28 protein-coding genes are annotated in these 26,943 nt (G+C 72.3%); 14 read left to right on the plus strand and 14 right to left on the minus strand.

What is annotated here, in order from left to right:
• Window positions 1–31: 31 nt before the first annotated feature.
• Both ACWIF2_RS19005 and ACWIF2_RS19010 read right to left on the minus strand, forming a co-directional pair.
• The gene (locus ACWIF2_RS19005; protein WP_454361665.1) at window positions 32–1,267 is read right to left on the minus strand and encodes an anion permease; all 1,236 of its coding nucleotides are present in this window, start codon (window positions 1,265–1,267) and stop codon (window positions 32–34) included.
• Between the two features lie 144 nt (window positions 1,268–1,411).
• Window positions 1,412–2,164, minus strand: coding sequence for a lysozyme (locus ACWIF2_RS19010; RefSeq protein ID WP_454361666.1), 753 nt, complete (start codon window positions 2,162–2,164; stop codon window positions 1,412–1,414).
• A gap of 198 nt (window positions 2,165–2,362) precedes the next feature.
• On the opposite strand from ACWIF2_RS19010, the gene ACWIF2_RS19015 reads away from it, so the two are divergent.
• The 3 genes from ACWIF2_RS19015 to ACWIF2_RS19025 all read left to right on the plus strand — a co-directional run bounded on the left by ACWIF2_RS19015 (window position 2,363) and on the right by ACWIF2_RS19025 (window position 6,694).
• Window positions 2,363–3,094, plus strand: coding sequence for a class II aldolase/adducin family protein (locus ACWIF2_RS19015; RefSeq protein WP_454361667.1), 732 nt, complete (start codon window positions 2,363–2,365; stop codon window positions 3,092–3,094).
• An 868-nt stretch (window positions 3,095–3,962) separates the two neighbouring features.
• Window positions 3,963–5,090, plus strand: coding sequence for an alpha/beta hydrolase (locus ACWIF2_RS19020; protein ID WP_454361668.1), 1,128 nt, complete (start codon window positions 3,963–3,965; stop codon window positions 5,088–5,090).
• Between the two features lie 203 nt (window positions 5,091–5,293).
• Window positions 5,294–6,694, plus strand: coding sequence for a hypothetical protein (locus ACWIF2_RS19025; RefSeq protein WP_454361669.1), 1,401 nt, complete (start codon window positions 5,294–5,296; stop codon window positions 6,692–6,694).
• On the opposite strand, the gene ACWIF2_RS19030 is transcribed toward ACWIF2_RS19025, so the two are convergent.
• Window positions 6,691–7,104 (minus strand): VOC family protein, encoded by a 414-nt coding sequence (locus ACWIF2_RS19030; RefSeq protein ID WP_454361670.1) that lies wholly within the window; start codon window positions 7,102–7,104, stop codon window positions 6,691–6,693. The genes ACWIF2_RS19025 and ACWIF2_RS19030 overlap by 4 nt on opposite strands.
• Before the next feature lie 157 nt (window positions 7,105–7,261).
• On the opposite strand from ACWIF2_RS19030, the gene abc-f reads away from it, so the two are divergent.
• The 3 genes from abc-f to ACWIF2_RS19045 all read left to right on the plus strand — a co-directional run bounded on the left by abc-f (window position 7,262) and on the right by ACWIF2_RS19045 (window position 10,358).
• Complete coding sequence (abc-f, locus tag ACWIF2_RS19035; RefSeq protein WP_454361671.1) at window positions 7,262–8,860, plus strand: ribosomal protection-like ABC-F family protein; 1,599 nt, start codon at window positions 7,262–7,264, stop codon at window positions 8,858–8,860.
• A 369-nt stretch (window positions 8,861–9,229) separates the two neighbouring features.
• Window positions 9,230–9,448: a helix-turn-helix domain-containing protein gene (locus tag ACWIF2_RS19040; RefSeq protein WP_010037790.1), complete on the plus strand. Its 219-nt coding sequence runs from the start codon at window positions 9,230–9,232 to the stop codon at window positions 9,446–9,448.
• 106 nt (window positions 9,449–9,554) lie between these two features.
• Entirely contained in the window at window positions 9,555–10,358 is an 804-nt protein-coding gene (locus ACWIF2_RS19045; protein WP_454361672.1) for an enoyl-CoA hydratase/isomerase family protein, read from the plus strand.
• Window positions 10,359–10,365: 7 nt separating this feature from the next.
• Here the strand turns inward: ACWIF2_RS19045 and ACWIF2_RS19050 are convergent, their stop codons facing one another.
• Window positions 10,366–11,079: a nucleopolyhedrovirus P10 family protein gene (locus ACWIF2_RS19050; protein ID WP_454361673.1), complete on the minus strand. Its 714-nt coding sequence runs from the start codon at window positions 11,077–11,079 to the stop codon at window positions 10,366–10,368.
• Window positions 11,080–11,166: 87 nt separating this feature from the next.
• Between ACWIF2_RS19050 and ACWIF2_RS19055 the strand changes: the two genes are divergently transcribed.
• The 5 genes from ACWIF2_RS19055 to amaP are packed head-to-tail and all read left to right on the plus strand — an operon-like array spanning window position 11,167 to window position 13,540.
• Window positions 11,167–11,640 carry an Asp23/Gls24 family envelope stress response protein gene (locus ACWIF2_RS19055; protein ID WP_382499821.1) on the plus strand — a complete coding sequence of 158 codons (474 nt, stop codon included), beginning with the start codon at window positions 11,167–11,169 and terminating at the stop codon, window positions 11,638–11,640.
• A gap of 46 nt (window positions 11,641–11,686) precedes the next feature.
• Window positions 11,687–11,872 (plus strand): hypothetical protein, encoded by a 186-nt coding sequence (locus ACWIF2_RS19060; RefSeq protein ID WP_382499823.1) that lies wholly within the window; start codon window positions 11,687–11,689, stop codon window positions 11,870–11,872.
• On the plus strand, window positions 11,869–12,252 hold the full coding sequence (locus ACWIF2_RS19065; RefSeq protein WP_454361674.1) for an Asp23/Gls24 family envelope stress response protein: 384 nt from the start codon (window positions 11,869–11,871) through the stop codon (window positions 12,250–12,252). The genes ACWIF2_RS19060 and ACWIF2_RS19065 overlap by 4 nt, the downstream gene beginning before the upstream one ends.
• Window positions 12,249–12,956: a DUF6286 domain-containing protein gene (locus ACWIF2_RS19070; protein ID WP_454361675.1), complete on the plus strand. Its 708-nt coding sequence runs from the start codon at window positions 12,249–12,251 to the stop codon at window positions 12,954–12,956. Before ACWIF2_RS19065 ends, ACWIF2_RS19070 begins: the two co-directional genes overlap by 4 nt.
• Window positions 12,953–13,540, plus strand: a complete 588-nt coding sequence (gene amaP, locus ACWIF2_RS19075; protein WP_454361676.1) for an alkaline shock response membrane anchor protein AmaP — start codon at window positions 12,953–12,955, stop codon at window positions 13,538–13,540. Before ACWIF2_RS19070 ends, amaP begins: the two co-directional genes overlap by 4 nt.
• Window positions 13,541–13,611: 71 nt before the next feature.
• On the opposite strand, the gene ACWIF2_RS19080 is transcribed toward amaP, so the two are convergent.
• The 5 genes from ACWIF2_RS19080 to ACWIF2_RS19100 all read right to left on the minus strand — a co-directional run bounded on the left by ACWIF2_RS19080 (window position 13,612) and on the right by ACWIF2_RS19100 (window position 18,572).
• Entirely contained in the window at window positions 13,612–14,367 is a 756-nt protein-coding gene (locus ACWIF2_RS19080; RefSeq protein ID WP_184599700.1) for an SDR family oxidoreductase, read from the minus strand.
• A 5-nt stretch (window positions 14,368–14,372) separates the two neighbouring features.
• Window positions 14,373–16,157, minus strand: coding sequence for a glycoside hydrolase family 15 protein (locus tag ACWIF2_RS19085; protein WP_454361677.1), 1,785 nt, complete (start codon window positions 16,155–16,157; stop codon window positions 14,373–14,375).
• 33 nt (window positions 16,158–16,190) lie between these two features.
• Window positions 16,191–16,496 carry a hypothetical protein gene (locus ACWIF2_RS19090; RefSeq protein ID WP_454361678.1) on the minus strand — a complete coding sequence of 102 codons (306 nt, stop codon included), beginning with the start codon at window positions 16,494–16,496 and terminating at the stop codon, window positions 16,191–16,193.
• Window positions 16,493–16,954 carry a sigma-70 family RNA polymerase sigma factor gene (locus ACWIF2_RS19095; RefSeq protein WP_454361687.1) on the minus strand — a complete coding sequence of 154 codons (462 nt, stop codon included), beginning with the start codon at window positions 16,952–16,954 and terminating at the stop codon, window positions 16,493–16,495. The genes ACWIF2_RS19090 and ACWIF2_RS19095 overlap by 4 nt, the downstream gene beginning before the upstream one ends.
• Before the next feature lie 70 nt (window positions 16,955–17,024).
• Window positions 17,025–18,572: a sodium:solute symporter family protein gene (locus ACWIF2_RS19100; protein WP_454361679.1), complete on the minus strand. Its 1,548-nt coding sequence runs from the start codon at window positions 18,570–18,572 to the stop codon at window positions 17,025–17,027.
• 236 nt (window positions 18,573–18,808) lie between these two features.
• Between ACWIF2_RS19100 and ACWIF2_RS19105 the strand changes: the two genes are divergently transcribed.
• On the plus strand, window positions 18,809–20,962 hold the full coding sequence (locus ACWIF2_RS19105) for a carbon starvation CstA family protein (RefSeq protein ID WP_454361680.1): 2,154 nt from the start codon (window positions 18,809–18,811) through the stop codon (window positions 20,960–20,962).
• 217 nt (window positions 20,963–21,179) lie between these two features.
• Here the strand turns inward: ACWIF2_RS19105 and ACWIF2_RS19110 are convergent, their stop codons facing one another.
• The 3 genes from ACWIF2_RS19110 to ACWIF2_RS19120 form a co-directional block, all read right to left on the minus strand.
• Window positions 21,180–21,977 (minus strand): SURF1 family cytochrome oxidase biogenesis protein, encoded by a 798-nt coding sequence (locus ACWIF2_RS19110; protein ID WP_454361681.1) that lies wholly within the window; start codon window positions 21,975–21,977, stop codon window positions 21,180–21,182.
• 49 nt (window positions 21,978–22,026) lie between these two features.
• On the minus strand, window positions 22,027–22,260 hold the full coding sequence (locus ACWIF2_RS19115; protein WP_078615365.1) for a hypothetical protein: 234 nt from the start codon (window positions 22,258–22,260) through the stop codon (window positions 22,027–22,029).
• Window positions 22,261–22,367: 107 nt separating this feature from the next.
• A complete protein-coding gene (locus tag ACWIF2_RS19120; RefSeq protein ID WP_454361682.1) occupies window positions 22,368–23,357 on the minus strand; it encodes a DEDDh family exonuclease in 990 nt (329 codons plus the stop codon).
• Window positions 23,358–23,592: 235 nt separating this feature from the next.
• Here ACWIF2_RS19120 and ACWIF2_RS19125 point away from each other — a divergent pair, with 235 nt between their 5' ends.
• Together ACWIF2_RS19125 and ACWIF2_RS19130 are read left to right on the plus strand one after the other, a co-directional pair.
• Complete coding sequence (locus ACWIF2_RS19125; protein ID WP_454361683.1) at window positions 23,593–24,573, plus strand: sterol desaturase family protein; 981 nt, start codon at window positions 23,593–23,595, stop codon at window positions 24,571–24,573.
• Window positions 24,570–25,250, plus strand: coding sequence for a lysoplasmalogenase (locus tag ACWIF2_RS19130; protein WP_454361684.1), 681 nt, complete (start codon window positions 24,570–24,572; stop codon window positions 25,248–25,250). The genes ACWIF2_RS19125 and ACWIF2_RS19130 overlap by 4 nt, the downstream gene beginning before the upstream one ends.
• Before the next feature lie 29 nt (window positions 25,251–25,279).
• Here ACWIF2_RS19130 and ACWIF2_RS19135 read toward each other — a convergent pair whose 3' ends face one another.
• Together ACWIF2_RS19135 and ACWIF2_RS19140 are read right to left on the minus strand one after the other, a co-directional pair.
• Window positions 25,280–26,314: a CopD family protein gene (locus ACWIF2_RS19135; protein ID WP_454361685.1), complete on the minus strand. Its 1,035-nt coding sequence runs from the start codon at window positions 26,312–26,314 to the stop codon at window positions 25,280–25,282.
• Between the two features lie 51 nt (window positions 26,315–26,365).
• A complete protein-coding gene (locus ACWIF2_RS19140) occupies window positions 26,366–26,779 on the minus strand; it encodes a hypothetical protein (RefSeq protein WP_454361686.1) in 414 nt (137 codons plus the stop codon).
• Window positions 26,780–26,943: the final 164 nt, after the last annotated feature.

Below are 26,943 nucleotides of genomic sequence, written 5' to 3' on the forward strand. Positions count from 1 at the left end.
GAGATTCTTCCTTGTCACCGGGTAGGCGGGATCAGACCGAGGTGGTCGTGGTGGAGGGCTTGCGATCGGCCTGGGCCGGGATCGTGGCGGCCAGTTCCTCGGACGGGCCCGCCGGAGGCGGCGTCACGGCGGCGATGGCGGTGGTCACGACGCCGGCCGGCTCCTCGTCGACCTCGTTGACGTTCGTGTGGTCGACGACCTCGCGGCGCGACAGCTTCCAGATCACCGCGCTGGAGGCGATCAGGAAGATCGCCACGACCGCCGTGCCCCAGTTCCCGAAGCCGGTCACGTACTCGGCGAGCGCGCCCACCAGGGCCGCCGCCGGCAGCGTCAGACCCCAGGCGACGAACATCCGCGTCGCCGTCGACCAGCGGACCACGCCGCCCTTGCGGCCGAGCCCCGCGCCCATCACCGCGCCGGACACGGAGTGGGTGGTGGAGAGGGAGAAGCCGAGGTGCGAGGAGGCCAGGATGACCGTCGCCGCGCTGGTCTGGGCGGCGAAGCCCTGCTGCGGCTGGAGGTCGGTCAGGCCCTTGCCCATGGTGCGGATGATGCGCCAGCCGCCGAGGTAGGTGCCGAGCGCGATGGCGATACCCGCCGAGAGGATGACCCACATGGGCGGGTCGGAGTCGGGGGCGACGGCGCCGCCGGCGACCAGGGCGAGGGTGATGACACCCATCGTCTTCTGGGCGTCGTTGGTGCCGTGGGCCAGCGAGACCAGGCCCGCGGAGGCGATCTGGCCGGCGCGGTAGCCCTTCTTGGAGGCCTCGCCGTCGGCTTTCTTGCCGAGGGAGTACGTCAACCGGGTGGCGAGCATCGCCGCGATGCCCGCGACCAGCGGGGCGGCGATCGCCGGGATCAGCACCTTGGTGACCAGCACGTCACCGTGCACCGCGCCGACACCCGCCGAAGCGATCGTGGCGCCGATCAGGCCGCCCATCAGGGCGTGCGACGAACTGGACGGCAGACCGACGAGCCAGGTCAGCAGGTTCCAGAGGATCGCGCCGACCAAGGCGGCGAAGATGACCTCGGGACGGATGCCGGCCTCGTCGACGAGGCCTTTGGAGATCGTGTTCGCGACTTCGACGGACAGGAAGGCGCCGACCAGGTTGAGCACCGCGGACATGGCCACCGCGATCTTCGGTCTCATGGCGCCCGTGGAAATGGTCGTGGCCATCGCGTTCGCGGTGTCGTGGAAACCGTTCGTGAAATCGAACGCAAGTGCGGTTACCACCACAATCGCGAGGATCAGCGAGAAGCTTTCCATTTACCCAGGCAATCGTTCGGCGTCGTTGGCGGGACGAACGTAGGTAACCCGAGTGAACGGAAGATGAACTGGGAGGGGCGCAGGGGTGTCCGCAACGGGGGGCCGTCATTCCGCCCTGGTGCGGCGGCCCTTGCGCCCCAACGATCACGTGCCCCTGGCGAACTGTTTCAGTCGATCGAGTGACCCGTCGAAGAGATTCTGATCACCCGGAAGGGTGCCGTCGCCGTTGTCGTACTGCCAGAAGGTCCAGGAGGACCAGCCGGCCGGCAGCGGCCCCGCGCTCGCCGCGTTGTAGCGGGCGACCCACAGGGGGTGGTTCGCGGCGAACGCGCGGCTGCTGCCCGTGCACGTGTTCCACCAGTGAGTGGTCGTGTAGATCACCGGGCGGCGGCCGGTGAGCCGCTTGACCTCGTCGCTGAACGACTTGATCCAGCTGACCATCGCGGCCTTGCTCAGGCCGTAGCACTTGTGCTTCTTGTCGTACGGGTTGTACTCGATGTCGAGCGCCGGCGGCAGCGTCCAGCCGTCCGCGCTCCAGCTGCCGCCGTTGCGGACGAAGTGGGCCGCCTGCGCCCGGCCCGACGACCTGTTCGGCAGCGCGAAGTGGTAGGCGCCGCGGACGAGGCCCGCCGCGCGCGAGCCGTTGTACTGCCGGCTGAAGTAGGGGTTGCGGTAGGTGGTGGACTCGGTCGCCTTGACGTAGACGAATCTGGCGCCCTTGGCCTTCGCGCGCTGCCAGTCGACGTTCTTCTGGTGGGACGAGACGTCGTGCCCCTTCGGGCGGCTCGCCGCAGCGGCCGGGAACTCCGCGAGCGAGGTCCCTCCCAGCGCGAGTGCGGCGGCGGAGACCGCCAGTAAGCGGGCGCGGCGGCGGGTCGATATGTGGTCACGGGCCATGTGATTCCCCCCGGAATGGCGACGTGCACGGCAAATCCCCCAGAGAGTACTGGAAGGCCGTTGAATGCCCGATGATCTCCGGCCAAGAGAGATCCGCGACGCGTTTGTGCCGGTATGCGCCCTTACGGAGGCGCGGTTTCCGGCCTAAAGTGCCCTCGCCCGGCGGCGCGTTGAAGGGGTGCCTGGCAGGATCGCCGCATGGCTGAGCAGCGAGGCGACGCGCGGGACACGGGGGACGTCCGAGGCGGCGGACAGGATGTGACGGAGCCACGGCGGAGGGGTGTGCGCCCCGAGGAGGCCCGCGCCTGGGAAGACCTCGTCGCGACGGCCCGCCGGACGGTAGCCGACGGGCTCGTCGTCGGAACGTCCGGCAACGTCTCGGTGCGCGTCGGGGACATCGTCCTGGTCACACCGTCGGGCGTGCCCTACGACCGGCTGGCGCCGGACGATGTCACCGGGGTCGGCCTCGACGGCCGGCAGGTTCTCGGTGCGCTCGTCCCGACCAGCGAGCTGCCCATGCACCTCGCCGTCTACCGCACGACCGGCGCCCGCGCCGTCGTCCACACCCACGCCGTGCACGCGACGGCGGTCTCGACCCTCGTGAGCGAGCTCCCGCTGATCCATTACATGGCCGCCGCGCTCGGCGGACCCGCCCGGGTTGCCCCGTATGCGACGTACGGCAGCGACGAGTTGGCCGAGAACATGCTCCGCGCCCTCGCCGACCGCTCCGGCTGCCTCCTCCAGAACCACGGCACGATCACCTACGGCACGTCACTGGACCAGGCCTACGACCGCACCGCCCAGCTGGAATGGATGTGCCGGCTCTGGCTGACCGCCGCATCGGTCCCGGGCCTGTCCCCGAGCCTGCTGTCCACGGAACAACTGGCGGAGGTGGAGCACCGACTCCGCGGCTACGGCCAGCCTGCCTGACCCGCTCCTCCCCGGCCTACTGACCCGCCGCCCACCCCCGGGTGCCCGTCACCCCACCCACCGCAACCACCACCGCCGACCACCGGCGCCCGGCCCTGGGCGCGGCGACCACTTCGCCGAGCACGGGCGTCCCGACAGTGGCGCGGCCACCGGTGTCCTGCCGGGGGTGCGGCCACTGGTCCGCCGGTCGCCGGCTTCCTGCCGGGGGCGCGGTCACTGCTCCGCCGGTCGCCGGCATCCGGTCCCGCGCGTGTCCACTGCCCCGCCGGTCATCGGCTTCCTGCCGCGGGTACGGCCACCTACCGGTGTCCCGCCCCGCGCGTGGCCACAGCTTCGCCGGTCGCCGGCTTCCCGCCGGGGCGCGGCCATCGCTCCGCCGGTCGCCGGCCTCCCGCCCCGCGCGCGTCTACTGCTCCGCCGGTCACCGGCTTCCTGCCGCGGGTGCGGCCATCGCTCCGTCGCTACCGGCATCCGGTCCCGCGCGTGGCCACTGCTCCGCCGGTCGCCGGCCTCCCGCCCCGCGCGCGTCTAGTGCTCCGCCGGTCACCGGCTTCCTGCCGCGGGTGCGGCCACCACTCCGTGGGCTACCGGTGTCCCGCCCCGCGCGTGGCCACTGCTCCGCCGGTCACCGGCATCCTGCCGCGGGCGCGGCCATCGCACTGTCGGCTACCGGCACCCCACCCCGCGGCCCCACCCGCCGGATACTGCTTCGCCGGCGGGCCCAGCCCCGCCCGCCGGATACCGCCGCGGAGACCGCACCCCCGCCGATCACCCCCGCCCCCGCGCCCGTCACCCCTCCGGCCCGCCCCCGTCACCCCGCCGCCCCCGCCCACTGGTCCCTCGCCCGGTCCGCCGGGACACTGGAGCCGTGCGTACTGTCAGAGCGGCGGCCGCTGCCGCCACCGCCGTGATCGGAGCCGGGGCAGCCGCCGTGGCCGCCGGACGGTTCGCCAGCGACGCCGCGCTCAAGGCGCCTCCCGGCAGGCCGCTGCCCACCGAACCCCGGCTCACCGTGCACGGCACCGCCGCGGGCCAGATCACCCTCACCCGGGACCTGGCCGCCCTGCGGCCCGGCCGCTACGGCCTCTCCGGGGACGGCTCCCACGCGGTGGTCGGCCCCGTGCTGGACACCGCCCCGCACACCGCCGACACCGTCGTACGCCGCCTGGAGAGCGTCACGCACGGCACCCTGAAGGCCGGAGACAAGGCCTGGCTCACCGCGAACGTGTACGTCGGCAACCCGAGCGCCGCCCTCGGTCTCGAACACGCCGACGTCGACATCCCCGGTGAACTCGGCGCCCTGCCCGCCTGGTTCGTGCCCGGCGCCCGGGACACCTGGGTGATCGCCGTGCACGGCCTGGGCACCACACGGGAACTGGCCATGAACGTCATGGAGTTCCTGCACCGCAGCCGCTTCCCGGTGCTCGCCCTCGCCTACCGCGGCGACCTGGGCGCGCCCCGCCGGCCCGACGGACTGAACCACCTCGGCGAGACCGAGTGGCGCGACCTCGACGCGGCGATCCGCTACGCCGTGCGCCACGGCGCCCGGCAGGTCGTCCTGCACGGCTGGTCCACCGGCGCCACCATGGCCCTGCGCGCCGCCGCGCACTCGGGACTGCGCGACCGTGTCTCGGGGCTGGTCCTGGACTCCCCGGTGCTGAGCTGGCAGACCACCCTGCGCGCCCTCGCCGCGGCCCGCCGCACCCCGGGCGCGCTGCTGCCCCTCGCGGTCCGCGCCGCCCAGGGCCGCACCGGCCTGTACGACGACGGCGTCGCGGGCCCGGCCCCGTTCGACGGGATCCACATCCCGGCGCTCGTCTTCCACGGCCCGGACGACACGGTGGCTCCCTGGCGGTTCTCCCGCCACCTCGCCGACGCGCGCCCCGACATGGTCGCCCTCTACACCGTCGGCAACGCGCCCCACGGAGCGATGTGGAACGCCGACCCGAAGGCCTACGAGGAGGCGTTGCGACGCTTCCTGACGCCACTGATGTGACCCCGTCCATCGCCCCCGCGCCCCGTCGCGACCAGGGCCCGCCCCGCTCCGCACCGACCGGTCGCGATGATTCCGTTTAGCGTCGTACCACTGGCTTGTTTCCGGCCCTCGGCCGCTCGCCGGGCCCGGTGCGTTGGCCATCCCCGTCGCCCGCCGTGACATTCCGTTTGGGTTTTCGGACCGTCAACCGGAAGACTGCACCCGTGACGTCCCGTATCCCGCGCGACTCCAGGCTTCGACTCGTCCGCCCGCGACCCCTGGCCGCCGCCCCCAGAGCGATGAACCAGCGGCGCTCGCGCCGACCCGCACCGCGCCCCCCGGAGGGCACCCCGGCACCGGCGGAGCTGGCCAGAATGGCGCGCTCAGGTCTGGCCGCCGCGGCCCGCGTCGCCCGCTGGGCCGACGCCGCGCTCGGCCCCGGCGGGGACAGCGCCACCGCCGACGGCAAGGCCACCCTCTCCGACGCGACCGCCGAACGGGCCGCCCGCGACCTGGGTCTGACCCCGGCTCAGGTCAGAGGAGACTGGGACACCGCCCGTCTCGCCGGCCTCGTCGAGGTGCACGGCGACAGCGCCCGCCCCGGCTGGCGGCTGCGCGCCTGGGACCGCGACGACAGCGCCGTCCTGCGCGGCTGGGTCGCCCTCTTCGACGCCTGGTCGCTCGCCCATCCGGAGCCCGAGGACCGCGAGGCCGCCGCCGTCGCCGAGGTCGTCTCGGCCATGCCGCAGGCGCTCTCCTTCCTCCAGCTCTCCGCCGGCCCCGTCCCCGTGGAGCAGCTCCTCGACCTCCTGGAGCAGCGCGTCACCGAGCTGCGCACCGCACGCTGCGAGATCCCCTACGGCCCTCAGCCCGAGCCGGTGGCCGAGCCGGAGCCCACCGACGCCCCGCTCGCCCCCCTCCTCGACTGGGCCCTGCGCGCCCTCGCCTCCGTTGGCGCCCTCACCTACGGCGACGGCCAGGCCACGCTCACCCCGCTCGGCAGCTGGGCCGTCTGGGTCAAGCTGGAGCAGATCTGCGTCGCCGCGCAGAGCCCCGCCGGGAACATCGAGCAGGCGGCCGAGGACATGCTCCGCGGCTGCGCCCAGCTGCGCCCGAACGCGGCCCGCGCCGAGTACCGCGCCTGGCTCGCCGCCCGCCCCGTCGGCAGCGCCGTCACCGAACTCCTCGGCGCCGCCCGCGGCGAGGACGCCCTGCTGCGCGGCCTCGCCTTCGAGGCACTGCGCGTGGTCGGAGCCCCCGCCGAGCCCGACGTCCGCGGCGTGGTCGCCGAGCCGACGCTCAGGCCGTACGCCCTGCTGTGGCTGGCCGAGCACGACGGCGCCGACCCGGAGGACGCCCACGAGGTCCTCACCCGTCAGGAGGCGACCTGGCTGTGGGTGGACACCGCGGCCGCCGTCGCCGACCACGGCGAGGCCCCGCTGCTCGTCAGGCACCTGGAATCCGCGATCCAGCCCACCATCCCGATGCTCCTGGACGAGGTACGCGCCGTCGGGCACCCGCGCACCGTGCAGGTCCTGGTCGCCCTCGCCGCGGCCCACCCCGACCCGGCCCTGGCCAAGGCCGTACGCCGGGCGGCGTTCCAGGTGCACACCGGCGGCAGCTAGAGGGTTATCTCGGGCGCGTACGTCCCGAAGCTCCACACATTGCCCTCGAGGTCCCGGGCCATGTAGTCCCGCGAGCCGTAGTCCTGGTCCGTCGGGGGCATCAGGATCTCCACGCCGTGGTCCACGGCGCGGCGGTGGTGTGCGTCGACGTCGTCCACCACCACGTACACCCCCGTGGTGCCCGCCTCTTTCATGGCCGCGTCGAACACGCCGCCGCGGCCCTTGGTGCCGAGCATCACCGCGCCGTTGCCCTGCGTCAGCTCGGCGTGCATCACCGAGCCGTCCTCGCCTTCGTACACCGAGAGCTCCGTGAAACCGAAGGCCTCAGTGAGCTGCCGGACCGCCGCTTTCGCGTCCGTGTACAGCAGCGTCGGGTAAATGCTCGGACGTCCGCCGGACGAGCCTGCCATGGCGATCACTTCCTCGTTGTCCCGCTGCCTGACTCAGTCAAAAAGTGCTTGCACGTCCCCGTTAGACTGTCCCCCATGGCCATTCTCCTCGCGCATTAGACGGCGGGAACGTCCTCAGCCGTCCATCCCGCCCCCGTATCCGCCCTGGAGTCTGTCCGTGATCTCCGCCTCCGGTATCGAGCTGCGCGCCGGTGCCCGCGTCCTCATCGAAAACGCCACCTTCCGAGTCGCCAAGGGCGACCGCATCGGCCTGGTCGGCCGCAACGGCGCAGGGAAGACCACTCTGACCAAGTGCCTCGCCGGCGACGGCATCCCCGCCGGCGGCACCATCACCCGCTCCGGTGAGGTCGGCTACCTCCCGCAGGACCCCCGCACCGGCGACCTCGACGTCCTCGCCCGCGACCGCATCCTCTCCGCCCGCGGCCTGGACGTGCTGATCCGCAAGATGCGCGAGAACGAGGAGCGCATCGCCAACGGCAAGGGCGGCACCCGCGACAAGGCGCTCAAGCAGTACGAGCGGCAGGAGACGGAGTTCCTCACCAAGGGCGGGTACGCCGCCGAGGCCGAGGCCGCCACCATCGCCGCCGCGCTCAATCTGCCCGACCGTGTGCTCGGCCAGCCCCTGCACACGCTCTCCGGCGGTCAGCGCCGCCGCATCGAGCTGGCCCGCATCCTGTTCTCCGACGCGGACACCCTGCTGCTCGACGAGCCGACCAACCACCTCGACGCCGACTCGATCATCTGGCTGCGCGACTACCTGAAGACCTACCGCGGCGGCTTCATCGTGATCTCCCACGATGTCGAGCTGGTCGAGACGGTCGTGAACAAGGTGTTCTACCTGGACGCCAACCGCTCCCAGATCGACGTCTACAACATGGGCTGGAAGCTCTACCAGCAGCAGCGCGAGGCCGACGAGAAGCGCCGCAAGCGCGAGCGGCAGAACGCCGAGAAGAAGGCCTCCGCGCTCCATTCGCAGGCCGACAAGATGCGGGCCAAGGCCACCAAGACCGTCGCCGCGCAGAACATGGCCCGCCGGGCCGACAAGCTGCTGGCCGGCCTGGAGGCGGAGCGGAAGTCCGACAAGGTCGCCAAGCTGCGCTTCCCCGAGCCCTCGCCGTGCGGCAAGACCCCCCTCATGGCCGAGGGCCTGTCGAAGTCCTACGGATCGCTGGAGATCTTCACCGACGTCGACCTGGCCATCGACAAGGGCTCGCGCGTCGTCATCCTCGGCCTCAACGGCGCGGGCAAGACCACCCTGCTCCGGCTGCTCGGCGGGGCCGAGAAGCCCGACACCGGCCAGGTCATCGAGGGCCACGGCCTCAAGCTCGGCTACTACGCCCAGGAGCACGAGACCCTCGACCCGGAGCGCACGGTCCTGGAGAACATGCGCTCGGCAGCCCCCGACCTGGACCTGGTGGAGGTCCGCAAGACGCTCGGCTCGTTCCTGTTCTCCGGCGACGACGTCGACAAGCCGGCCGGAGTCCTCTCCGGCGGCGAGAAGACCCGCCTGGCGCTCGCCACCCTGGTCGTGTCCTCGGCGAACGTCCTGCTCCTCGACGAGCCGACCAACAACCTCGACCCGGCCAGCCGCGAGGAGATCCTCGGCGCGCTGCGCACCTACAAGGGCGCTGTCGTCCTCGTCACGCACGACGAGGGCGCGGTCGAGGCGCTCCAGCCGGAGCGGATCATCCTGCTGCCGGACGGCGTCGAGGACCTGTGGGGCGCCGACTACGCGGATCTCGTCGCCCTGGCCTGAGCGTCAGTGCCGCCCGAGCGTCAGTGCCGCTTGATCGAATGCGTGATCAACGGCGTATGGATCATTCGGCCTAGCGGTGATCCATCATCTGTGTGAGATCTCCTCGTACCGAGGTGTGTCCTACATCGATTTCGCGGCCGAGCCCCCGATTCTTCCGGGCTCGGCCGCGACGCCTTTCTGACCTGGCATTTCCCGGGACAATCCGTTCGGCCGTACGGGCGCCACTCTTCGGAATTCCGCATTCCGGATGTGGGGATGTGCTCCCGTCGTCACAACCTTGTCTCACGGACCTTGCCGAATGGGTGGCCATCAAGGCCCGGAGGGGTGATCATGAGGAGACCAGAGCGCACTTCCCATGAGGAGGCACGGGTGGCCGAGACTCTGAAGAAGGGCAGCCGGGTGACCGGCGCCGCGCGCGACAAGCTCGCGGCAGACCTGAAGAAGAAGTACGACGCCGGTGCGAGCATCCGGGCGTTGGCCGAGGAGACCGGCCGCTCGTATGGCTTTGTGCACCGCATGCTCAGTGAGTCGGGTGTCACGCTGCGAGGGCGTGGCGGGGCGACCCGGGGCAAAAAGGCCACGGCCTGACCCCGGGTGGCCCCTCGGCTTCGATGGTGGCCACCCGGTCGGTCGGCTGATCGACCGGGTGGTTACTGTGCAGTCACTTAGCTGACCGCACACATCGGAGGCGTCCATGGCTTCGCCCGACAAGGACCTCGTTCCCGTACTCGACAAGGACGGCGTACGGCTCACCGTCGACGACGCGATCGCCACGGTGACGCTGACCAACCCGGCCAAGCGCAACGCGCAGAGCCCCGCTCTGTGGCGGGCGCTGACCGAGGCCGGTCGGCAGCTGCCGGGCTCCGTCCGTGTCGTGGTGCTGCGGGCCGAGGGCAAGTCCTTCTCGGCCGGCCTCGACCGGCAGGCGTTCACGCCCGAGGGCTTCGACGGGGAACCGTCGTTCATCGACCTCGCGCGTGGTGACGACGCCGAGCTGGACGCGACCATCGCCGAGTACCAGGAGGCGTTCGCCTGGTGGCGGCGCAGCGACATCGTCTCCGTCGCCGCCGTCCAGGGGCATGCCGTCGGTGCGGGCTTCCAGCTCGCCCTCGCCTGCGACCTGCGCGTCGTTGCCGACGACGTGCAGTTCGCCATGCGCGAGACCAGCCTCGGACTCGTGCCCGATCTGACGGGCACGCATCCCCTGGTGGGCCTCGTGGGATACGCCCGCGCGCTGGAGATCTGCGTGACCGGGCGCTTCGTCACGGCCGAGGAGGCCGTGAACACCGGCCTGGCCAATGTGGCCGTGCCCGCCGACCAGCTCGACGACACCGTCCGCGACCTCGTCTCGGCGGTGCTCGCCGCGCCCCGCGACGCCGTCGTCGAGACCAAGGCGCTGCTGCGCGGCGCCCAGGACCGCACCTACGAGGCCCAGCGCGGCGCGGAACGCCAGGCCCAGGCCCGCCGGCTGCGGGATCTCGCGGGCATCGGGGACTGAGGCTCCCTCAGCCGATCCCGCTCACCAGGACCGCCACCGTCGGGTGGTCCGGCAGTGTCCTGCGCACCGCCGTGCGGACCGCTCGGGCCACCTCACGGGCCTGGTGGTCCGCGCCCACCGCGAGTTCCAGCCGGACATGACGGTGCGGCAGCGCCGCCTCGCCCGGCAGTTCCTCGATGTGCACCGGGTGGCCCAGCGCGGCGGTGAGGTGGAGCACTCCCGGGACCTCGAGCGCGGCGGCAGCGACGCGCCCCTCGTCACCGCCCTCGGGCCGCGCGGCCCGAGGCGGTTCGGGAAGACGTACGGCGGGCCCGGGCTCCGGCTCCTCGTCCAGCAGCCCCGTCACGCGCAGGTCCACCTCCGACACCGCCAGACCCAGCCCCTGAGTCGCGGCGGTCGCCAGCGTCGCCCGCAGCAGCGACGCCGTCGCCGGCAGCGGCTGCGAGGCAGTGGCCGCGAAGTCCGCCGTCACCCGCAGCGGTCCGGGCGGCTGCGCACTCGGCGGGGCAGGTACGGCCGGCTCCCCGGTGTCCGCCGGGTCGGCGAGCGCGACACGGAGCGCGTCGAGGCGCACACCCGGAGCGCCCCGAGCCGCGCGCCGCAGCACCGCCTCTGCCGCCTGCTCGGCGATCCACGCTCCGTCCCGCGCATCACCCAGCGGCAGGAGCCTGCCGAGGCCCAGCTGATGTCTCACTGCCCGCGTCCAACGATCGGCCGTCATTCCTCCAGCCTGCCGCATCAAGGGCGCGCTACCACGCAACCGTGCTTACGGTGGTCGAAGGACGACAACCGAAAAGGACGTGCGGTGATGACTGACATGACCGAGAACCGGGGCGGGGAGTCCGAGACGTCGGCGGCGCGCCGGAGTCCGTTGGCCAAGCGTGCCGGGGGAGACCCGGGCTCCCGCGGGCGTACGACGATCGCGGACGGCGTGGTGGAGAAGATCGCCGGGCTCGCCGCACGCGACGTGGACGGCGTGCACGCCATGGGCAGCGGCATCTCACGCACCTTCGGAGCCGTGCGCGACCGCGTACCCGGCGGCGCCAAGTCCGTGACACGCGGGGTGAAGGCCGAGGTCGGCGAGGTGCAGGCGGCCCTCGACCTGGAGATCGTCGTCGACTACGGCGTGTCGATCGCCGATGTCGCCCGCGACGTACGGGAGAACGTCATCACCGCCGTCGAGCGGATGACCGGCCTCGAGGTCGTCGAGGTCAACATCGCGGTGAGCGACGTGAAGCTGCCGGACGAGGAGGAAGAGGAACCGGAGCGGCGGATCCAGTGAGGCACGGGGCACCGGACAACACAGCGGCTGAGGAGCTGAGGAGCGCATGAGCATGGCCGTGGTCGGCATGATCGCCGGCATGGCGTTGGCATTCGCCGGATACTTCGGCGGTTTCGGCGCCTTCCTGCTGGTGGCGGCGCTGGGCGCCGTCGGCTTCGTCGTCGGCCGGTTCCTGGACGGGGACATGGACTTCGGCGACTTCTTCCGTCCACGTCACGAACGGCGGCGGTGACGACCGTGAGTGCGGGGGCCGGTGAGCTCGACAGACCCATGACCGCCGTCCCGCCGGGCGAGCGCGGCGCGACCCGGATCGCCGACCGGGTGGTCGCGAAGATCGCCTCGCAGGCGGCCCGCGAGGCCGTCGGGACACTGCCGCCCGACGCCGACCGGCCGTCCGCCAGCGTGGTCGTCCACCACGAGGCCGCCCACGTCCGGGTGCACATCGAACTCGACTACCCCTGCGACGTCGGCGACCGCTGCCGCCAGGTGCGCCGCCAAGTCGTCGAGCGGGTGGGCACCCTGGCGGGCATGGACGTGCCGGAAGTCGTCGTCCAGGTGGAGCGGCTGCACCTGGTCGCCGGGCCCGGCGCGGCACAGGGGAGGACGCGATGAGCGAACCCCGGGGCACCGATCCGGCCGAACCGCCCGAGTCCGAGGAGGGCACCACCCAGCGCCTGCCGGTCGTCGACACGTCGGAGACCGGCGACGGACTTGGCCCGTCCTCGCCCGCGGATGCCGACGGACCGCCGCCCGCACCCGACGGCGAGGACGGAGGCGAAGGCCGCTTCTGGTCGGCGCGCCGCGTCCCCGCCGGCATCGTCGCGCTGCTGCTCCTGGGCCTCGCCGGACTGTTCCTCTACGACATCGCGTCCGTGCGCGCCGACCGGCCCGTCATGAGCTGGCGCCGGGAACTCGCCCGGCAGCTCGCCGAACGGCCCCTGGACGACATCTGGGTGCTCGTCGGGGCCGGGGTCGCCGCCGCCCTCGGGCTCTGGCTGCTTGTCCTGGCCGCCACGCCCGGCCTGCGGGCCGTGCTCCCGATGCGGCGCGCGCACGCCGACGTACGCGCCGGACTGCACCGCGACGCCGCCGCGTCCGCGCTGCGTGACCGGGCCATGGAGGTGTCCGGCGTGCAGTCCGTGGACGTCCGGATGCGCCGGACCCGGGCCAAGGTCCGCGCCGCGTCGCATTTCCGTGAACTGGACGAGGTACGAACCGAACTGGACGCCGTGCTCACCGACGCGGTCAGCGGACTGGGGCTGTCCCGGCCGCCCGCGGTGTCGGTGCACGTCCGGCGGCCCGGCCGGAAGGGGTGACGGCGGTGCTCCGGATCGTCAACCGTGTGATCATCGGGCTGGTGGGCGTCGTCCTGCTGGTGGTGGGCGGCTCGGTGCTGGCCGTCGGCCTCGGCGCCCCGGCACCCTCGTGGTGGATCCACGACAGCCGGCACGACGTCCTGCTGAGCGAGGCCGAACGCACGCGCTGGCGGGAGGACGGCTGGTGGTGGCCGACCGTCATCGCCGTGCTCGCCGTCCTTCTGCTGCTCGCCCTGTGGTGGTTCGTCGCCGTGCTCCGCCGGCGCCGCCTCGCCGAGGTCCTCGTCGACACCGGCGACGGTGACGGCGCGCTGCTGCGTGGCCGTGCCCTGGAGAGCGCCCTCGCCCAGGAGGCGGAACGGGCCGACGGCGTGGACCGCGCCGACGCCCGCCTGACGGGCCGCCGTGCCGCTCCCGAGGCCCGCGTACGGCTCGCGCTGGAACCGCACGTGGACCCGGGAACGGCCCTGCACGACCTGACGACCGGCGCCCTGGCCCACGCCAGGACATCGGCGGGCCTCGCCGCACTTCCGGCGGAGGTGAGACTGCGGGGCGTCAAGCACCGTGCGGAAAGAGTGAGTTGAGTACGACCAACTCAGGGGCGCGGGGAACTGCGCGACCAGCCCCCACGAACCCGCAGACGGCTACGACGCTCTCAGAACCCGTGCCGTGCTCCCCCGTCGACCGGCACCATGACCCCGGTCAGATAGGAAGCAGCCGGCGACAACAAGAACGCGGCCACCCGCCCGAACTCTTCGGGCGCCCCGTACCGCCGCAACGGAATGCGCGACTCCGAAGCCGCCCTGGTCGCCTCGGGATCCGCCGACAACCCGTCCAGCTGGCGTACGCGGTCCGTGTCGATACGCCCGGGCAGCACCCCGACCACCCGGATCCCCCGCGGCCCCAGCTCCTCCGACAGCGACTTGGCGAACCCCGCGAGCCCGGGCCGCAGCCCGTTCGAGATGGTCAGCCCCGGAATCGGCTCGTACACCGACCCGGACAGCACGAACCCGATGACACCCCCGGCCTCCAGCTCGGAGGCCGCGGCGCGGGCCAGCCGTACGGCACCGAGGAACACCGACTCGAACGCCGCCTGCCACTGCTCGTCCGTGTTGTCGGCGACGAACCCGGCCGGCGGACCGCCCACGCTGATCAGGACACCGTTGAAGCGCCCGAAGTTCTCCCGCGCGGCCCCGATCAGCCGGGCCGCCGCCTCGGGGTCGGCGTTGTCGACGGCCACCCCGACCGCGTTCGGGCCGAGCGCGTCCGCCGTCTCGGCGACGCTCTTCTCGTCCCTGCCCGAGACGACCACCTTCGCCCCGTCCGCGACCAGCTCGCGCGCGGAAGCGTTGCCGAGGCCTCGCGTGGCCCCGGTGACGACGTACACCCGGTCCTTCAGTCCAAGATCCATGGTCCCTATCCTGCCCCCTCCGCACCGAACAGGGCGAGGGCGGTGTTCACGAGGCCGATGTGGCTGAACGCCTGCGGGAAGTTGCCGAGCTGCCGGCCGGTCACCGGGTCGAACTCCTCGGACAGCAGGCCGACGTCGTTGGCGAGACCCACCAGCCGCTCGAACAGCGCGCGGGCCTCCTTCGTACGGCCCGTCATGAACAGGGCGTCCGCGAGCCAGAACGAGCACACCACGAAGGTGCCCTCGGAGCCGGGCAGGCCGTCCACGTCCGCGTCGTCGGTCGTGTAGCGGAGCAGGAGGCCGCGGTGGTCCAGCTCCGCGCGGATCGCGTCGATGGTGCCGATCACCCGCGGGTCGTCGGGCGGCAGGAAACCGACGCGCGGGATGAGCAGCAGCGCCGCGTCCAGTTCGCTTGAGCCGTAGGACTGCGTGAAGGTGTTGCGTTCGGGGTCGTAGCCCCGCTCGCACACCTCGCGGTGCACCTCGTCGCGCAGCACGCGCCAGCCCTCCAGGTCGCCGTCCAGCTCCGGATGGCGCTCCAGGGTGCGTACGGCACGGTCGGCGGCCACCCATACCATCACCTTCGAGTGCACGAACTGGCGCCGTCCGCCGCGCACCTCCCACAGCCCCTCGTCGGGCTGGCGCCAGTGGGTCCGCAGGAAGTCCATCAGGGCCGTCTGCAGCGCCCACACGTCCGGCTGGGCCGACAGGCCCGACTCGCGGGCCAGCGACAGGGAGTCCATGACCTCGCCGTAGACGTCCAGCTGGAGCTGGTTCACGGCGTCGTTCCCGATCCGGACGGGCGTGGACCCGGCGAAGCCGGACAGCCACGGCAGCTCGGACTCGGGCAGCCGCCGCTCGCCCGCCAGGCCGTACATGATCTGCAGGTCGGCCGGGTCGCCCGCGACCGCGCGCAGCAGCCAGTTCCGCCAGGCCTCGGCCTCGTCCTGGTAGCCCGCCGCAAGCAGCGCGCCCAGGGTGAGGGTGGAGTCGCGCAGCCAGCAGTAGCGGTAGTCCCAGTTGCGCACCCCGCCCGGCTCCTCGGGCAGTGAGGTGGTGAGGGCGGCGACGATGCCGCCGGTCGGGGCGTAGGTGAGCGCCTTGAGGGTGATCAGGGAGCGGACGACGGCGTCCCGGTACGGCCCCTGGTAGCGGCAGCGCGACACCCAGGCCCGCCAGTCCTCGACACTGTGGCGCAGCGCGTCGAACGGGTCGACGAGCGGCGGGCGCGACTCGTGGGAGGGGTGCCAGGTCATGACGAACGCGACCTTCTCGCCCTTGGCGACCGTGAACTCCGCGTGTGTTCCGAAGTCCTCGCCCCAGCTGCGCACCTCGGGCTCACTGCGCAGCCAGGTGGAGTCCGGGCCGGCCACGGCGACGCGATGGCCGTCGGACCGGCGCATCCACGGAACGATCGAGCCGTAGTCGAAGCGCAGCTTGAGGACGCTGTGGAGCGTCACCTCGCCCTCCAGTCCCTCGACGATCCGTACGAGGTCGGGGGCCTGGTCGCGCTGGGGCATCAGGTCGGTGACACGGACCGCCCCCTGCTCGGTCTCCCACTCGGTGTCCAGGACGAGGGTGTCGCGGCGGTAGGCGCGCCGGGTGCACCGGTCCGCCCCCACGGGGGCGATGCGCCAGTAGCCGTTGTCCTCGTCGCCGAGCAGCTTGGCGAAGCAGGCGGCCGAGTCGAAGCGGGGCAGGCACAGCCAGTCGACGGAGCCGTCCATGCCGACCAGGGCCGCGGTCTGTTCGTCACCGACGAGCGCGTAGTCCTCGATACCGGTATGCACGGAGTGCGGGTTCCCGGCAAGTCGGGCCTGCAATCAGGGGTGGAGCCGGGTGAGTGACGGGCCCTCGGCGGCGCGGGAGCCGGTGCCGGAGAAGATGACACCGGGATCCGACGGCGCGTTGAGCACCCACAGACCGATCAGCGTGGCCAGGGCGAAGACGACCGCGATCAGCACGGCGAGCACGAGCCGCCGACGGCGTTCGCGCCGCAGCCACTCGCCGCGTGCCGTGCGGTAGGCGTCGGGGTCGGGGAGCACCCCGCCGGCCAGGGCCTCGAGTGCCTCGCGCAGCTCGCGTTCGGTGCGGCCGTGGCCGGTCCGGTCCGGGCTGGTGTCCTTCATCGCCGGGCCTCCATCGCCTGGGTCAGGGCGGCGATGCCGCATGCCGTGTGTGTCTTGACCGAGCCACCGGAGCTCCCCATCGCGGCGGCTGTCTCGCTCTCCTTCAGACCGAGCCAGTGCCGCAGCACCAGCGCCTCACGCTGCCGGGGCGGCAACTGCTGGAGCGCGTCGATGAGCACGCGCTGGTCGTCGCGCAGCAGCGCGGTGTGCTCGGCGGAGGCGACCATCTCGTCCGGCGGGCTCGGCGGGTTCTCCTCGTGCCGGCGGGCGACCTGGAGGTGGCGTATCCGCATCCGCGTCAGATTGCAGACCGTGGACCGCAGATACGCCTCCGCCGCGGCCGCGTCCCGCAGGCGCCGCCACTTGCGGTAGATCTGGTAGTACGCCTCGGCCACCACGTTCTCCGGGTCGTCGGCGCCCAGCAGGACGGCGAGGCGCAGCATCGAGGAGTAGTGCAGCTCGAAGAGGCGGGCGTGGCGGCGGGCGTCGGCACGGCCGGCGCCGCGGTGGGGGAGACCTGGCTGCGTCTCACGGGTTGTTCGCTCCGGTCTCCGGGCGTCGCCGGACGGTCAGGCGGGACGGCAGGTCGGTCGAGTCGGCGCCGCGCGGGACGCCGAGGCGGGTCAGCGCCGCGGTGCCGGCCACCGCGACGGCCAGATTGAGCAGCAGGGCGGCGAGCCCGGCGTAGATCTCCAGCGGCCCGGCGCCGGTGCCGAGCGGCACGATCGAGGAGAACCCCTCGCGCACCACCAGGTACGTCCCCGACGCCATGCCCACGGCCCACCCGGCGAGCAGCGCCCGCGGATGCAGCCGACCGGTGAACAGCCCGACGGCGACGGCCGGGAAGATCTGCAGGATCCACACGCCGCCGAGCAGCTGGAGGTTGATGGCGTCCTGGTCGCGCAGCCAGAACACGAACGCCACGGCCCCCGCCTTCGCGGTGATGGAAACGGCCTTGGCGATGCGCACCTGGCGCTTGGGCGTGGCCGTCGGCTGGACGTACTGGACGTAGACGTTGCGGACGAAGCTGGTCGCCGCGGCGATCGACATCACCGCGGCCGGGACGAGCGCGCCCACGGCGATCGCGGCGAACACCAGCCCGGCCAGCGGCGCCGGCATCAGCCGGTCGACCAGCATCGGCACGGCTGCCTCGGCACCACCGCGCGGCGCCCGCACCCCTGCCGCGAGGGCGGCGAAGCCGAGGAACCCGAACAGCGCGAGCAGCCCGGTCCACGCGGGCAGCGCCACCGAGACCTTGCGCAGGGTGCGCTGCCCGTCGGCGGCGAAACCGGCGGTGAGCACATGCGGGTACATCAGCAGGGCGAGGGCGGAGCCCAGGGCGAGGGTGGCATAGGCGGGCTGCTGGGCGGGGGACAGGACCAGCGCCGGGTCGCCCAGCCGCGCCGCGGCGCCGTCGAAGACCGGGCCGGGGCCGCCGAAGCGTTCGAGGACCAGCCAGGTCACGGCGGTCAGCGAGACGAACACGGCCACCGCCTTCAGCGCCGAGATGACCGTGGGCGCGCGCAGCCCGTGCCGGTACGTGGCCACCGCGAGCCCCGCGAACAACGCCACCAGCACCAGATCCCCGGCCACGCCCCGTGGATGGACGCCCCCGGCGGTCAGCACCGCCCGGATGCCGATCAGTTGCAGCGCCAGGTACGGCATCGTCGCGAGGATCCCGGTCAGCGCGACCACCAGGGCCAGCGGCGGCGACCCGTAGCGGCCCCGTACGAAGTCGGCGACGGTGACGTAGCCGTGCCGGCGGGCCACGCTCCACAGGCGGCTCAGCAGCACGAAGGCGAGCGGGCAGACGATCACCGTGTACGGCACCGCGAAGAAGGCGGGCGCGCCGTTGCCGTACGCAAGACCGGGCACGGCGGTGAAGGTGTACGCGGTGAAGATCGTGCCGCCGAGCAGCAGCCAGGTCCAGCCGGGGCCCAGGCTGCGGTCGGCCAGCGCCCAGCCCTCCAGGGAGGGCAGCCGGTCCACCGGACGCAGCCGCCGTGCGGTGACCGCGAGCAGCGACGCCCCGCCGATCACGGCGAGAAACGTCGCGGTCATGGCGCCGTCAGCCATGGGTCTCCGTCCGTGGTGTGCCTGTGCCCTTGCGCGAGAGTTGCGCGGACGGCCCGTCCGGAGGACAGGGAACCGGCGAAAAATCTTCTGGGAACGCCGTGTCATCCACTTCCGGCGGGAGCGCAACTCTTGCACAGACCGACAGCGATCGGGAGAGGTGCGCAGGTCAGGGGAGCGCCCCCGCACCGGCCCACGCGCAGGTCCTGTCGCACACCACCGCAACGGTGAGGAGCACCATGCCCGTATCAGTCCTGCCCGAATCCGGCCGTCCAGCGCCCGAAAAGCAACGAATGCCCCCTCGGTCCCTCCTGCTCTGGACCGCCGTCTCCCTGCTCGGCGCGATTGCCTGGGGCGTCCTCGCCCTGGCCCGCGGCGAGGAGATCTCGGCCGTCTGGCTGGTCGTCGCGGCGCTCGGCTCGTACGCCATCGCCTACCGCTTCTACTCCCGCTTCGTCGCCCGGCGGGTGCTCCGGCCCGACGACCGCCGGGCCACCCCCGCCGAGCGCCTCGAGGACGGCGTCGACTTCCACCCCACCGACCGCCGGGTGCTGCTCGGCCACCACTTCGCCGCGATCGCCGGCGCCGGACCGCTGGTGGGGCCGGTGCTCGCGGCGCAGATGGGCTATCTGCCCGGGACGCTGTGGATCGTGGCGGGTGTGATCTTCGCGGGCGCGGTGCAGGACATGGTCGTGCTGTTCCTGTCCATGCGACGGGACGGGAAGTCGCTCGGGCAGCTGGCCCGGGACGAGATCGGCCGGTGGGGCGGGGCCGCCGCACTGATCGCCGTGTTCGCCATCATGATCATCCTGCTGGGCGTGCTGGCCCTGGTCGTCGTCAATGCCCTCGCCCACTCCCCGTGGGGCACCTTCTCCGTCGCGATGACCATCCCCATCGCCCTGTTCATGGGCTTCTGGCTGCACGTCATCCGCCCGGGCCGGGTCGTCGAGACCAGCCTGATCGGCGTCGCGCTGCTGCTGCTCGCCATCGTCGGGGGCAGCTGGATCCAGGAGTCCTCGCTGGCCTCCGCCTTCACCCTGAGCCCCACGACCCTCGTCTTCTGCCTGGTCGGCTACGGCTTCGTCGCCTCCGTGCTGCCGGTGTGGATGCTGCTCGCGCCGCGCGACTACCTCTCCACCTTCATGAAGATCGGCACGATCGCCATGCTCGCCGTGGGCGTGGTGGTCGCCGCCCCGGTGCTGCGCGCGGACGCGGTGAGCGACTTCGCCTCCTCGGGCGCGGGACCCGTCTTCGCGGGCGCCCTCTTCCCCTTCCTCTTCATCACCATCGCCTGCGGCGCGCTGTCCGGCTTCCACGCCCTGGTCGCCTCCGGCACCACGCCGAAGCTGATCCAGAAGGAGTCCCAGGTCCGGATGATCGGCTACGGCGCCATGCTGATGGAGTCGTTCGTCGCGATCATGGCGCTGATCGCGGCCGCGACCCTGGAGCCGGGCCTCTACTACGCCATGAACGCCCCGGCTGCTCTCCTCGGCACGACGGCCGAGTCGGCGTCCCAGGCGGTCGCCGGCCTCGGCTTCACCATCAGCCCCGACCAGCTGACCCAGGCCGCCAAGGCCGTCGAGGAACAGACGCTGATCGCCCGCACCGGCGGAGCCCCGACGCTGGCCGTCGGCATGTCGGAGATCTTCTCCGGGGTCATCGGCGGCACCGCGATGAAGGCCTTCTGGTACCACTTCGCGATCATGTTCGAGGCGCTGTTCATCCTGACGACCGTGGACGCGGGCACCCGGGTCGGCCGCTTCATGCTCCAGGACATGCTCGGCAACGTGTGGAAGCCGGCCGGCCGGGTCAACTGGAAGCCCGGCATCTGGCTGTGCAGCGCCCTGGTCGTCGCGGCCTGGGGCTACTTCCTGTACACCGGCGCCACCGACCCGCTCGGCGGAATCAACCAGCTCTTCCCGCTCTTCGGCATCGCGAACCAGCTCCTCGCCGCGATCGCCCTGGCCGTCTGCACCACGGTCCTGATCAAGTCCGGGAAACTGCGCTGGGCCTGGGTCACCGGTGTCCCGCTCGCCTGGGTCGTCGCCATCACCTTCACCGCCGGCTGGCAGAAGATCTTCGCGGACGACCCGAAGGTGGGCTTCTTCGCCCAGCGTGCCCGCTACGCCGACGCCCTCGACGCCGGCCGGATCCTGCCGCCGGCCAAGAGCCCGGCCGACATGCAGACCGTCGTCACCAACTCCACGGTCGACGGCGTGCTGATCGCGCTGTTCCTGCTGCTGGTCGCCGTGGTGCTCGTGAACGCGGCGGTGGTGTGCGTACGGGCGGTCCGGAACCCGGACTCCCAGCCGATCTCCGAGGCGCCGTACGTCGAGTCCCGCATCGAGGTGCCGGGGGAGCCGGCCGAGTCCCTGGCAGGGGCCCGCTCATGAGGGCCGTCCGCTGTGCTCGGGCCGTGGCCTGGTACGTCCGCGAGCTGCTGCGCACAATGGACCGGGGATCGGGCCCGCGGGGGCGCTGCTGCTGACGGCCCGGGGTCGGGTCTGCGGGGGTGCTGCTGCCGACGGCCCGAGGGGCGGGCCTGCGGGGGAGCCGCTGCTGACGTGGCCTGCGGGTGGCTGCCGGCTCGGCCCGTGGGGCGGTCGGCGGTCACACGGCCGCCGGCTCCGTCTCCGTCGCGTCGCTGTCCTCGGCCGCCGCCTGCGCCCGGTCCCGGGCCTCGCGGCGGGCCAGTACCACCCAGCCGACCGGGACGGCCGCGGCGAACAGCCACCACTGGATGGCGTACGCGTAGTTGAGCGCGGCGTCCTCCTTGCCCGGATTGCCGAGCAGCTCGGGGGTGTCGCCCTTCGGCTCGGGTGCCGTCTGGGCGATGTAACCGCCGAGCACCCGGACATCCAGGCGCCGTGCCTCCTGTGCGCTGTTGATCAGCATGATCTGCCGGTCCGGGAGCCCTTCGAGGTTCTTGATGCCGCTCGCCTCGGTCGTCTCGTCGGGCATCAGCCGCCCCGTGACGGTGACCTCGCCGGCCGGCGGTGCGGGAACCTTCGGGAACGTGGTCTGGCTCGGGCCGTCGGAGGGGATCCAGCCCCGGTTGACCAGCAGGACCTTGCCGTCGTCGAGGACGAACGGGGTGAGGACGTGGTAGCCGACCTCGTCGTCCGAGTTGGTGCGGCGGCGGACGACGACCTCGTCCTCCGTGTCGAAGCGGCCCTTCGCGGTCACGGTGCGGTACCGCTCGGCGCTGGTGACGGTGTGCCCGGGTCCGGTCAGCTTCTCCACGGGCACCGGGTCGGCCGCCAGCGCGTCCGAGACCCGCTGGTTCCGGGCGGTGCGCTCCTCGTAGCGATGCATCTGCCAGATGCCCAGCCTGATCATCGTGGGGATGAGAAGCAGGGCGATCAGCGTGAGGATGACCCACTGCCGGGACATCAGGAAGCGGTACACCCCACGACCGTACAACTCGGTCGTGGGGTGCGATCAGGCGGGTACGGTTTCACACCTTGTCGACAATTCCCGCCTTTCCCTCCGCGCGTGCGCAGTGCGCGCCGCAGTACCAGTGGCCCTCGACCTCCACGCCCTGGCCGATGATCTGTACACGGCAGTGCTCGCAGATGGGTGCCATGCGGTGGATCGCGCAGGAGAAGCAGTCGAAGACGTGCACCGCGCCCTGCGCGTGCACCTCGAAGGTCATTCCGTACTGATTGCCACATACCTCACAGGTCGCCATGCGCCACAGGGTGAGCCGTCATCCCGGCCCGGGCGAGCGGGTGCCGGGCGAGTCGCCCCCCAATCACCCGTCCGTACGGTCGCCCCCCGGTGCCGCCGTACACCCGGTCACCCCTCCGACGCCGGCTCCACGTCCGCGAGGAGCTGCCCGAACGCCGCCTCGTCCACGACCGGCGTGCCGAACTGCCGCGCCTTGACCACCTTGGACGTGCCCGAGTCCGGGTCGTTCGTGACGAGCAGGCTGGTGAGCCGGGACAGGCTGGTGGCCACGTGCAGCCCGGCCTCGGTCGCGCGGTCCTCCAACAGATCGCGCTCCACAGAGGTGTCACCCGAGAAGGCGACCCGCATGCCCTGCTTGAGCCGCCCGCCCGCCTCGTACCGCCCCGGGTTGGGATAGGGGCAGGCGGGCCGCTTGCGGGCCGGGCGCCAACTGGTCGGCCGGTAGCCGCCGTAGCCCGCCTGCTGTCCGATGCGGGTCGCGGGACGGTCCGACCACTCGGTCAGCGGCCGGCACTCCAGCAGCGGCAGCCGCACCCCGTTGGCCGCCGCGGCCCTGAGGCTGGGCCGGAACGCCTCGGCCAGCACGCGCGCGTCGTCCAGCGCGTGGTGCGCCCGCTGCTGGACGACGCCGAAGTGCGCGGCGAGGGACTCCAGCTTGTGGTTGGGCAGTGGGAGCCCGAGCTCCTTGGAGAGCGCGATGGTGCATAGCCGCTGCCGCACCGGTGCCTCGCGCTTCGCCCGCGCGTACTCCCGGGCGATCATCTGCCAGTCGAAGACGGCGTTGTGCGCGACGAGCACCCGCCCCTCGAGCCGGGTCGTGAACTCCTCGGCGATGTCCTGGAAGAGGGGCGCGCCCTCGAGTGCCTCGCTCGTCAGTCCGTGGATCCACACGGGGCCGGGGTCACGCTCCGGGTTGACCGTCGAGTACCAGTGGTCCTCGACCTCGCCGCGCGCGTCGAGCCGGTAGACGGCCGCGGAGATGATGCGATCGTCCCGGGCCAGACCTGTGGTCTCCACGTCAACGACCGCGTACCCCTGGGGATACGCGGCCGGCCATGACGTGGAAGAGGGCACTGCGGTCGTCAGGTCATCGAGCATGGTCCCTGAGGATACGGGCCACGACTGACACCACCGCCCGCCAGGTGCGCTCACTCGGCCCTTCCGATACTCCCTCAGGCGTGTTGTCCGGTCTGTCCGTTCGCGAGGCGTACGTCTGTCCGACGCCCAGTCACTCCGATTGGCGGAGATCACCAAGAAGCAAGCGCGTACCGTCGGTAATACTTGTGGGTAACAACGTCTAGTCGGGGCACGACGGCAGTCCTACGGTGCTTGCATGCCGAACCTGCCCGATGTCGTGCTGTGGTCGATCCCCGCCTTTGTGCTGCTCACCGTGGTGGAGATGGTGAGCTACCGTCTCCACCCCGACGAGGACGCGGAGGGCTACGAAGCGAAGGACGCCGCCACGAGCGTCGGCATGGGCCTCGGCAGTCTCGTCTTCGATTTCCTGTGGAAGATCCCGATCGTCGCCATTTACACGGCCCTCTACGAACTCACGCCCCTGCGCGTGCCCGTTCTGTGGTGGACCGTCCCGCTGATGCTGCTCGGGCAGGACTTCTTCTACTACTGGTCCCATCGAGGTCACCACGTCATCCGCGTCCTGTGGGCCTGCCACGTCGTCCACCACTCCAGCCGGAAGTTCAACTTCACCACCGCGCTGCGCCAGCCCTGGACGTCCCTGACGGTGTGGCCCTTCTACGTCCCCCTCATAGCCGCCGGTGTGCACCCCGCCGCGCTCGCGTTCTGCTCCTCCGCGAACCTCGTCTACCAGTTCTGGATCCACACCGAGCGGATCGACAAGATGCCCCGCTGGTTCGAGTTCGTCTTCAACACCCCCTCGCACCACCGCGTCCACCACGCCTCCCAGGGCGGCTACCTCGACCGGAACTTCGGCGGCATCCTCATCGTCTGGGACCGGCTGTTCGGATCGTTCGCCCCCGAGACCGAGCGGCCCGTGTACGGACTGACCAAGAACATCGACACGTACAACCTGCTGAGGGTGGCGACGCACGAATACGTGGCCATCGCGAGGGACTTGAAGGCGGCGCACAGCTGGCGCGAGCGCGCGGGACGCGTGTTCCGGGGCCCGGGCTGGGGTCCCGCACCCGCTCCCGCGCCGACGGCGACCCTGGCTACGGCTACGGCTACGGCTACGGCTACGGCTACGGCCACGGCTGAGGCTGCGGCTACGGAAACGGCTCCGCCGACGGACCCCGTGGCCGCCCCGACCCACGCCGGTGAGAGCACGTCGGCGTGACCCCCGCCCGCCTCCTCCTCGCCGCCTTCGGTCTCGCCGCCGCCGTCGACCTCGTCTCCCTCGCGGCCGGTTTCGACGCCGGGCACGCCGTGGCCAAGCCCCTGCTGATGCCGCTCCTGGCCCTGTGGGCCGCCCTGCGCAAGGCGCCCCGGCTGCTTCTGGCCGCCCTGCTGTTCGGCTGGGGCGGGGACGTCCTGCTGCTGTCCGACGCCGAGCCGGCCTTCCTCGCCGGCATGGGCTCCTTCGCCGCGGGCCATGTCTGCTACCTCGTCCTCTTCAGGACGTACGGCAGCAGGAACGCGGTCCCACGCGCGCGTGCGGGTCTCCTCGCCCTCGGCTACGGCACGGCCCTCGTCACCACCGTCGCGCTGCTGTGGCCGGACCTGCCCGCGGACCTGCGCGTGCCCGTCGCCGGGTACAGCCTCCTGCTCACGGCCATGGCCTACGGGTCCGCCACCCGGCTCGGCCTCTACGCCGGACTCGGCGGCGCGCTGTTCCTGCTCTCCGACACGCTCATCGCGACCGGCGTCGCCGACTGGCCGCAGCTGCCCCGGCCGGACTTCTGGATCATGCTCACGTACATCGCCGCGCAGGCCCTGCTGGCCGGCGGCACACTGGGGGCGCTCAACGCGCGCAGGGCACCGTCCGCGACGTACGGCGAGATGCGCGCGGTCTGAAGCTCACCGGCCGGGACTCCGTCCGGGGCTCACCAGCGGATGGGCACCGGAAGGGCCGTCAGCAGTCCGGACACCGCGACCACCAGGCCCAGCGCCACGACCTCCGCCCGCGCCGGCGCACAGGCCGTCAGCGGATCGGCCGCCCGGCGCAGCCGGCTCCGGGCCCACAGGGCGAGGGCGGCGACGGCGGCCACGAGCAGCACCTTGGCGAGCAGGGCCCGCCCGTACGCCGTGGCCGTCAGCTGCTCCACGATGGTGCCCGGCGGCATCCGGCGCAGCGAACTCCACACACCCGTCGCGGTGATGGCGGCGAGCAGCACGGCAGCCACGCGCGCGTAGAGGCCCAGCAGGGCCGCGCCCGCCCCCGGGTCCCGCCGGCCGCGCCACAACCGCAGGGTCCGCAGCGCGTGCAGCAGACCGCCCACCCACAGTGCCGCGCAGGTCAGGTGGACGAGCGTCAGCCCGGAGCCGGTCAGCGGGCTGTGCTCGGTCGGGGGGTGCGCGCGCAGCGCCTCTGCGACGATCACGGCGGCCAGCGGCCACATCTGCCTGTCGGGCCGGCCCGACACGGCGCACAGACCCGCCACGAGGAACGCGTTGACCTCGAGCAGGGCGAGCGTGCCGTCCCTGGACCCGTAGAGCCCGCCGATGTCCAGCTCCGACAGACCGCCCGGGACACGGTTGCCCGTGGCCACGACCGAGGCGAGTGCGAGGGCGGCGACGAAACCGGCGACGGCCGCGAAGGGTGACCAACTGCGGGGCACGTCCGGGGCGTGGCCAGGGGCCGTCCCAGAGCCCGGCACGGAACGCGCAAGCCGGTTCACGAACAGCTCGCCGACCGGTACGCACAGCGCCGCGAACAGCACCGTGCGCAGCAGGGCGATGCCGCCCGCCCCGGGCGCGCCGGCCTCCCCGGTGCCGTGCAGCGCGGTGGACGGGCCGAGCAGCGGGATCAGCGCGGCCAGGGCCACCAGGACCAGGACGGCGACGGCCCGGCCCGCACCGGTGCGGCGTACGGGCCCGTCGCCGTCGGCCACTCCTGGCGTGGGTCTTGTCAAGGTCACCCCAAGATCTTCACCAACCTTCACATGGTCGGGCAAGTCCAGGGGTCGAACTCAGTCGCCCTTCGCCGCGGCCGACCACCACAGCCGCACTTCCTTTCCTACGTCCGTGGGGCGCAGCTCCCATCCCTGTGCGAGCGCCACCTCGGCGACGTACCACCCGCCGACACCGCGGTATTTCCGCATGGGTATCGCACACTCCACGGGCGGTCGTGGCTTCTGTCGCTCGACCGGGGCCGAGGCCCGGGCGGTCCACTTCGCGACCGCCTTGTCCACGCGCGCCTTGTAGAAGTCGGTGTCACCCTCATGGCGCAGCTCCGGCCAGGACACGCACCAGGAGGCCAGGCGCCCGACGCGCAGAACCGTCCCGCCCGCGGCTTCGACGAAGCGGCGTTCGAGGGTGCTGCTGAAAGCCGTGATCACCTCGGCGAACATCCCGACGACGAAGAGCACCGCCGCCACCGCCACCCACAGAACAAGAGATCCTGCCGCAGGGACGCAGCGGGCCGGGCGGGTGTCCCCGCCCGGCCCGGGCCCCCGTGACACGAGCTCTACGTGGTCACCGCGGCCCGCGCGGCCGCGATGCCCCAGCCGTAGAAAACGTTGGGGGTCTTGGAGCCCGCGCCCCCCCC

This window comes from Streptomyces sp. NPDC055506 (assembly GCF_053643595.1).

What these genes read in the sequence shown, in the direction of transcription:
- ACWIF2_RS19015 (WP_454361667.1), top strand. Translation starts at nt 2,363, where the DNA reads ATGGCTGAGCAGCGAGGCGACGCGCGGGACACGGGGGACGTCCGAGGC.
- ACWIF2_RS19115 (WP_078615365.1), bottom strand. Translation starts at nt 22,260, where the DNA reads ATGGCGACCTGTGAGGTATGTGGCAATCAGTACGGAATGACCTTCGAG.
- ACWIF2_RS19125 (WP_454361683.1), top strand. Translation starts at nt 23,593, where the DNA reads ATGCCGAACCTGCCCGATGTCGTGCTGTGGTCGATCCCCGCCTTTGTG.
- ACWIF2_RS19070 (WP_454361675.1), top strand. Translation starts at nt 12,249, where the DNA reads ATGAGCGAACCCCGGGGCACCGATCCGGCCGAACCGCCCGAGTCCGAG.
- ACWIF2_RS19120 (WP_454361682.1), bottom strand. Translation starts at nt 23,357, where the DNA reads ATGCTCGATGACCTGACGACCGCAGTGCCCTCTTCCACGTCATGGCCG.
- ACWIF2_RS19030 (WP_454361670.1), bottom strand. Translation starts at nt 7,104, where the DNA reads ATGGCAGGCTCGTCCGGCGGACGTCCGAGCATTTACCCGACGCTGCTG.
- ACWIF2_RS19080 (WP_184599700.1), bottom strand. Translation starts at nt 14,367, where the DNA reads ATGGATCTTGGACTGAAGGACCGGGTGTACGTCGTCACCGGGGCCACG.
- ACWIF2_RS19005 (WP_454361665.1), bottom strand. Translation starts at nt 1,267, where the DNA reads ATGGAAAGCTTCTCGCTGATCCTCGCGATTGTGGTGGTAACCGCACTT.
- ACWIF2_RS19010 (WP_454361666.1), bottom strand. Translation starts at nt 2,164, where the DNA reads ATGGCCCGTGACCACATATCGACCCGCCGCCGCGCCCGCTTACTGGCG.
- ACWIF2_RS19055 (WP_382499821.1), top strand. Translation starts at nt 11,167, where the DNA reads ATGACTGACATGACCGAGAACCGGGGCGGGGAGTCCGAGACGTCGGCG.
- ACWIF2_RS19090 (WP_454361678.1), bottom strand. Translation starts at nt 16,496, where the DNA reads ATGAAGGACACCAGCCCGGACCGGACCGGCCACGGCCGCACCGAACGC.
- ACWIF2_RS19050 (WP_454361673.1), bottom strand. Translation starts at nt 11,079, where the DNA reads ATGACGGCCGATCGTTGGACGCGGGCAGTGAGACATCAGCTGGGCCTC.
- ACWIF2_RS19100 (WP_454361679.1), bottom strand. Translation starts at nt 18,572, where the DNA reads ATGGCTGACGGCGCCATGACCGCGACGTTTCTCGCCGTGATCGGCGGG.
- ACWIF2_RS19105 (WP_454361680.1), top strand. Translation starts at nt 18,809, where the DNA reads ATGCCCGTATCAGTCCTGCCCGAATCCGGCCGTCCAGCGCCCGAAAAG.
- ACWIF2_RS19060 (WP_382499823.1), top strand. Translation starts at nt 11,687, where the DNA reads ATGAGCATGGCCGTGGTCGGCATGATCGCCGGCATGGCGTTGGCATTC.
- ACWIF2_RS19045 (WP_454361672.1), top strand. Translation starts at nt 9,555, where the DNA reads ATGGCTTCGCCCGACAAGGACCTCGTTCCCGTACTCGACAAGGACGGC.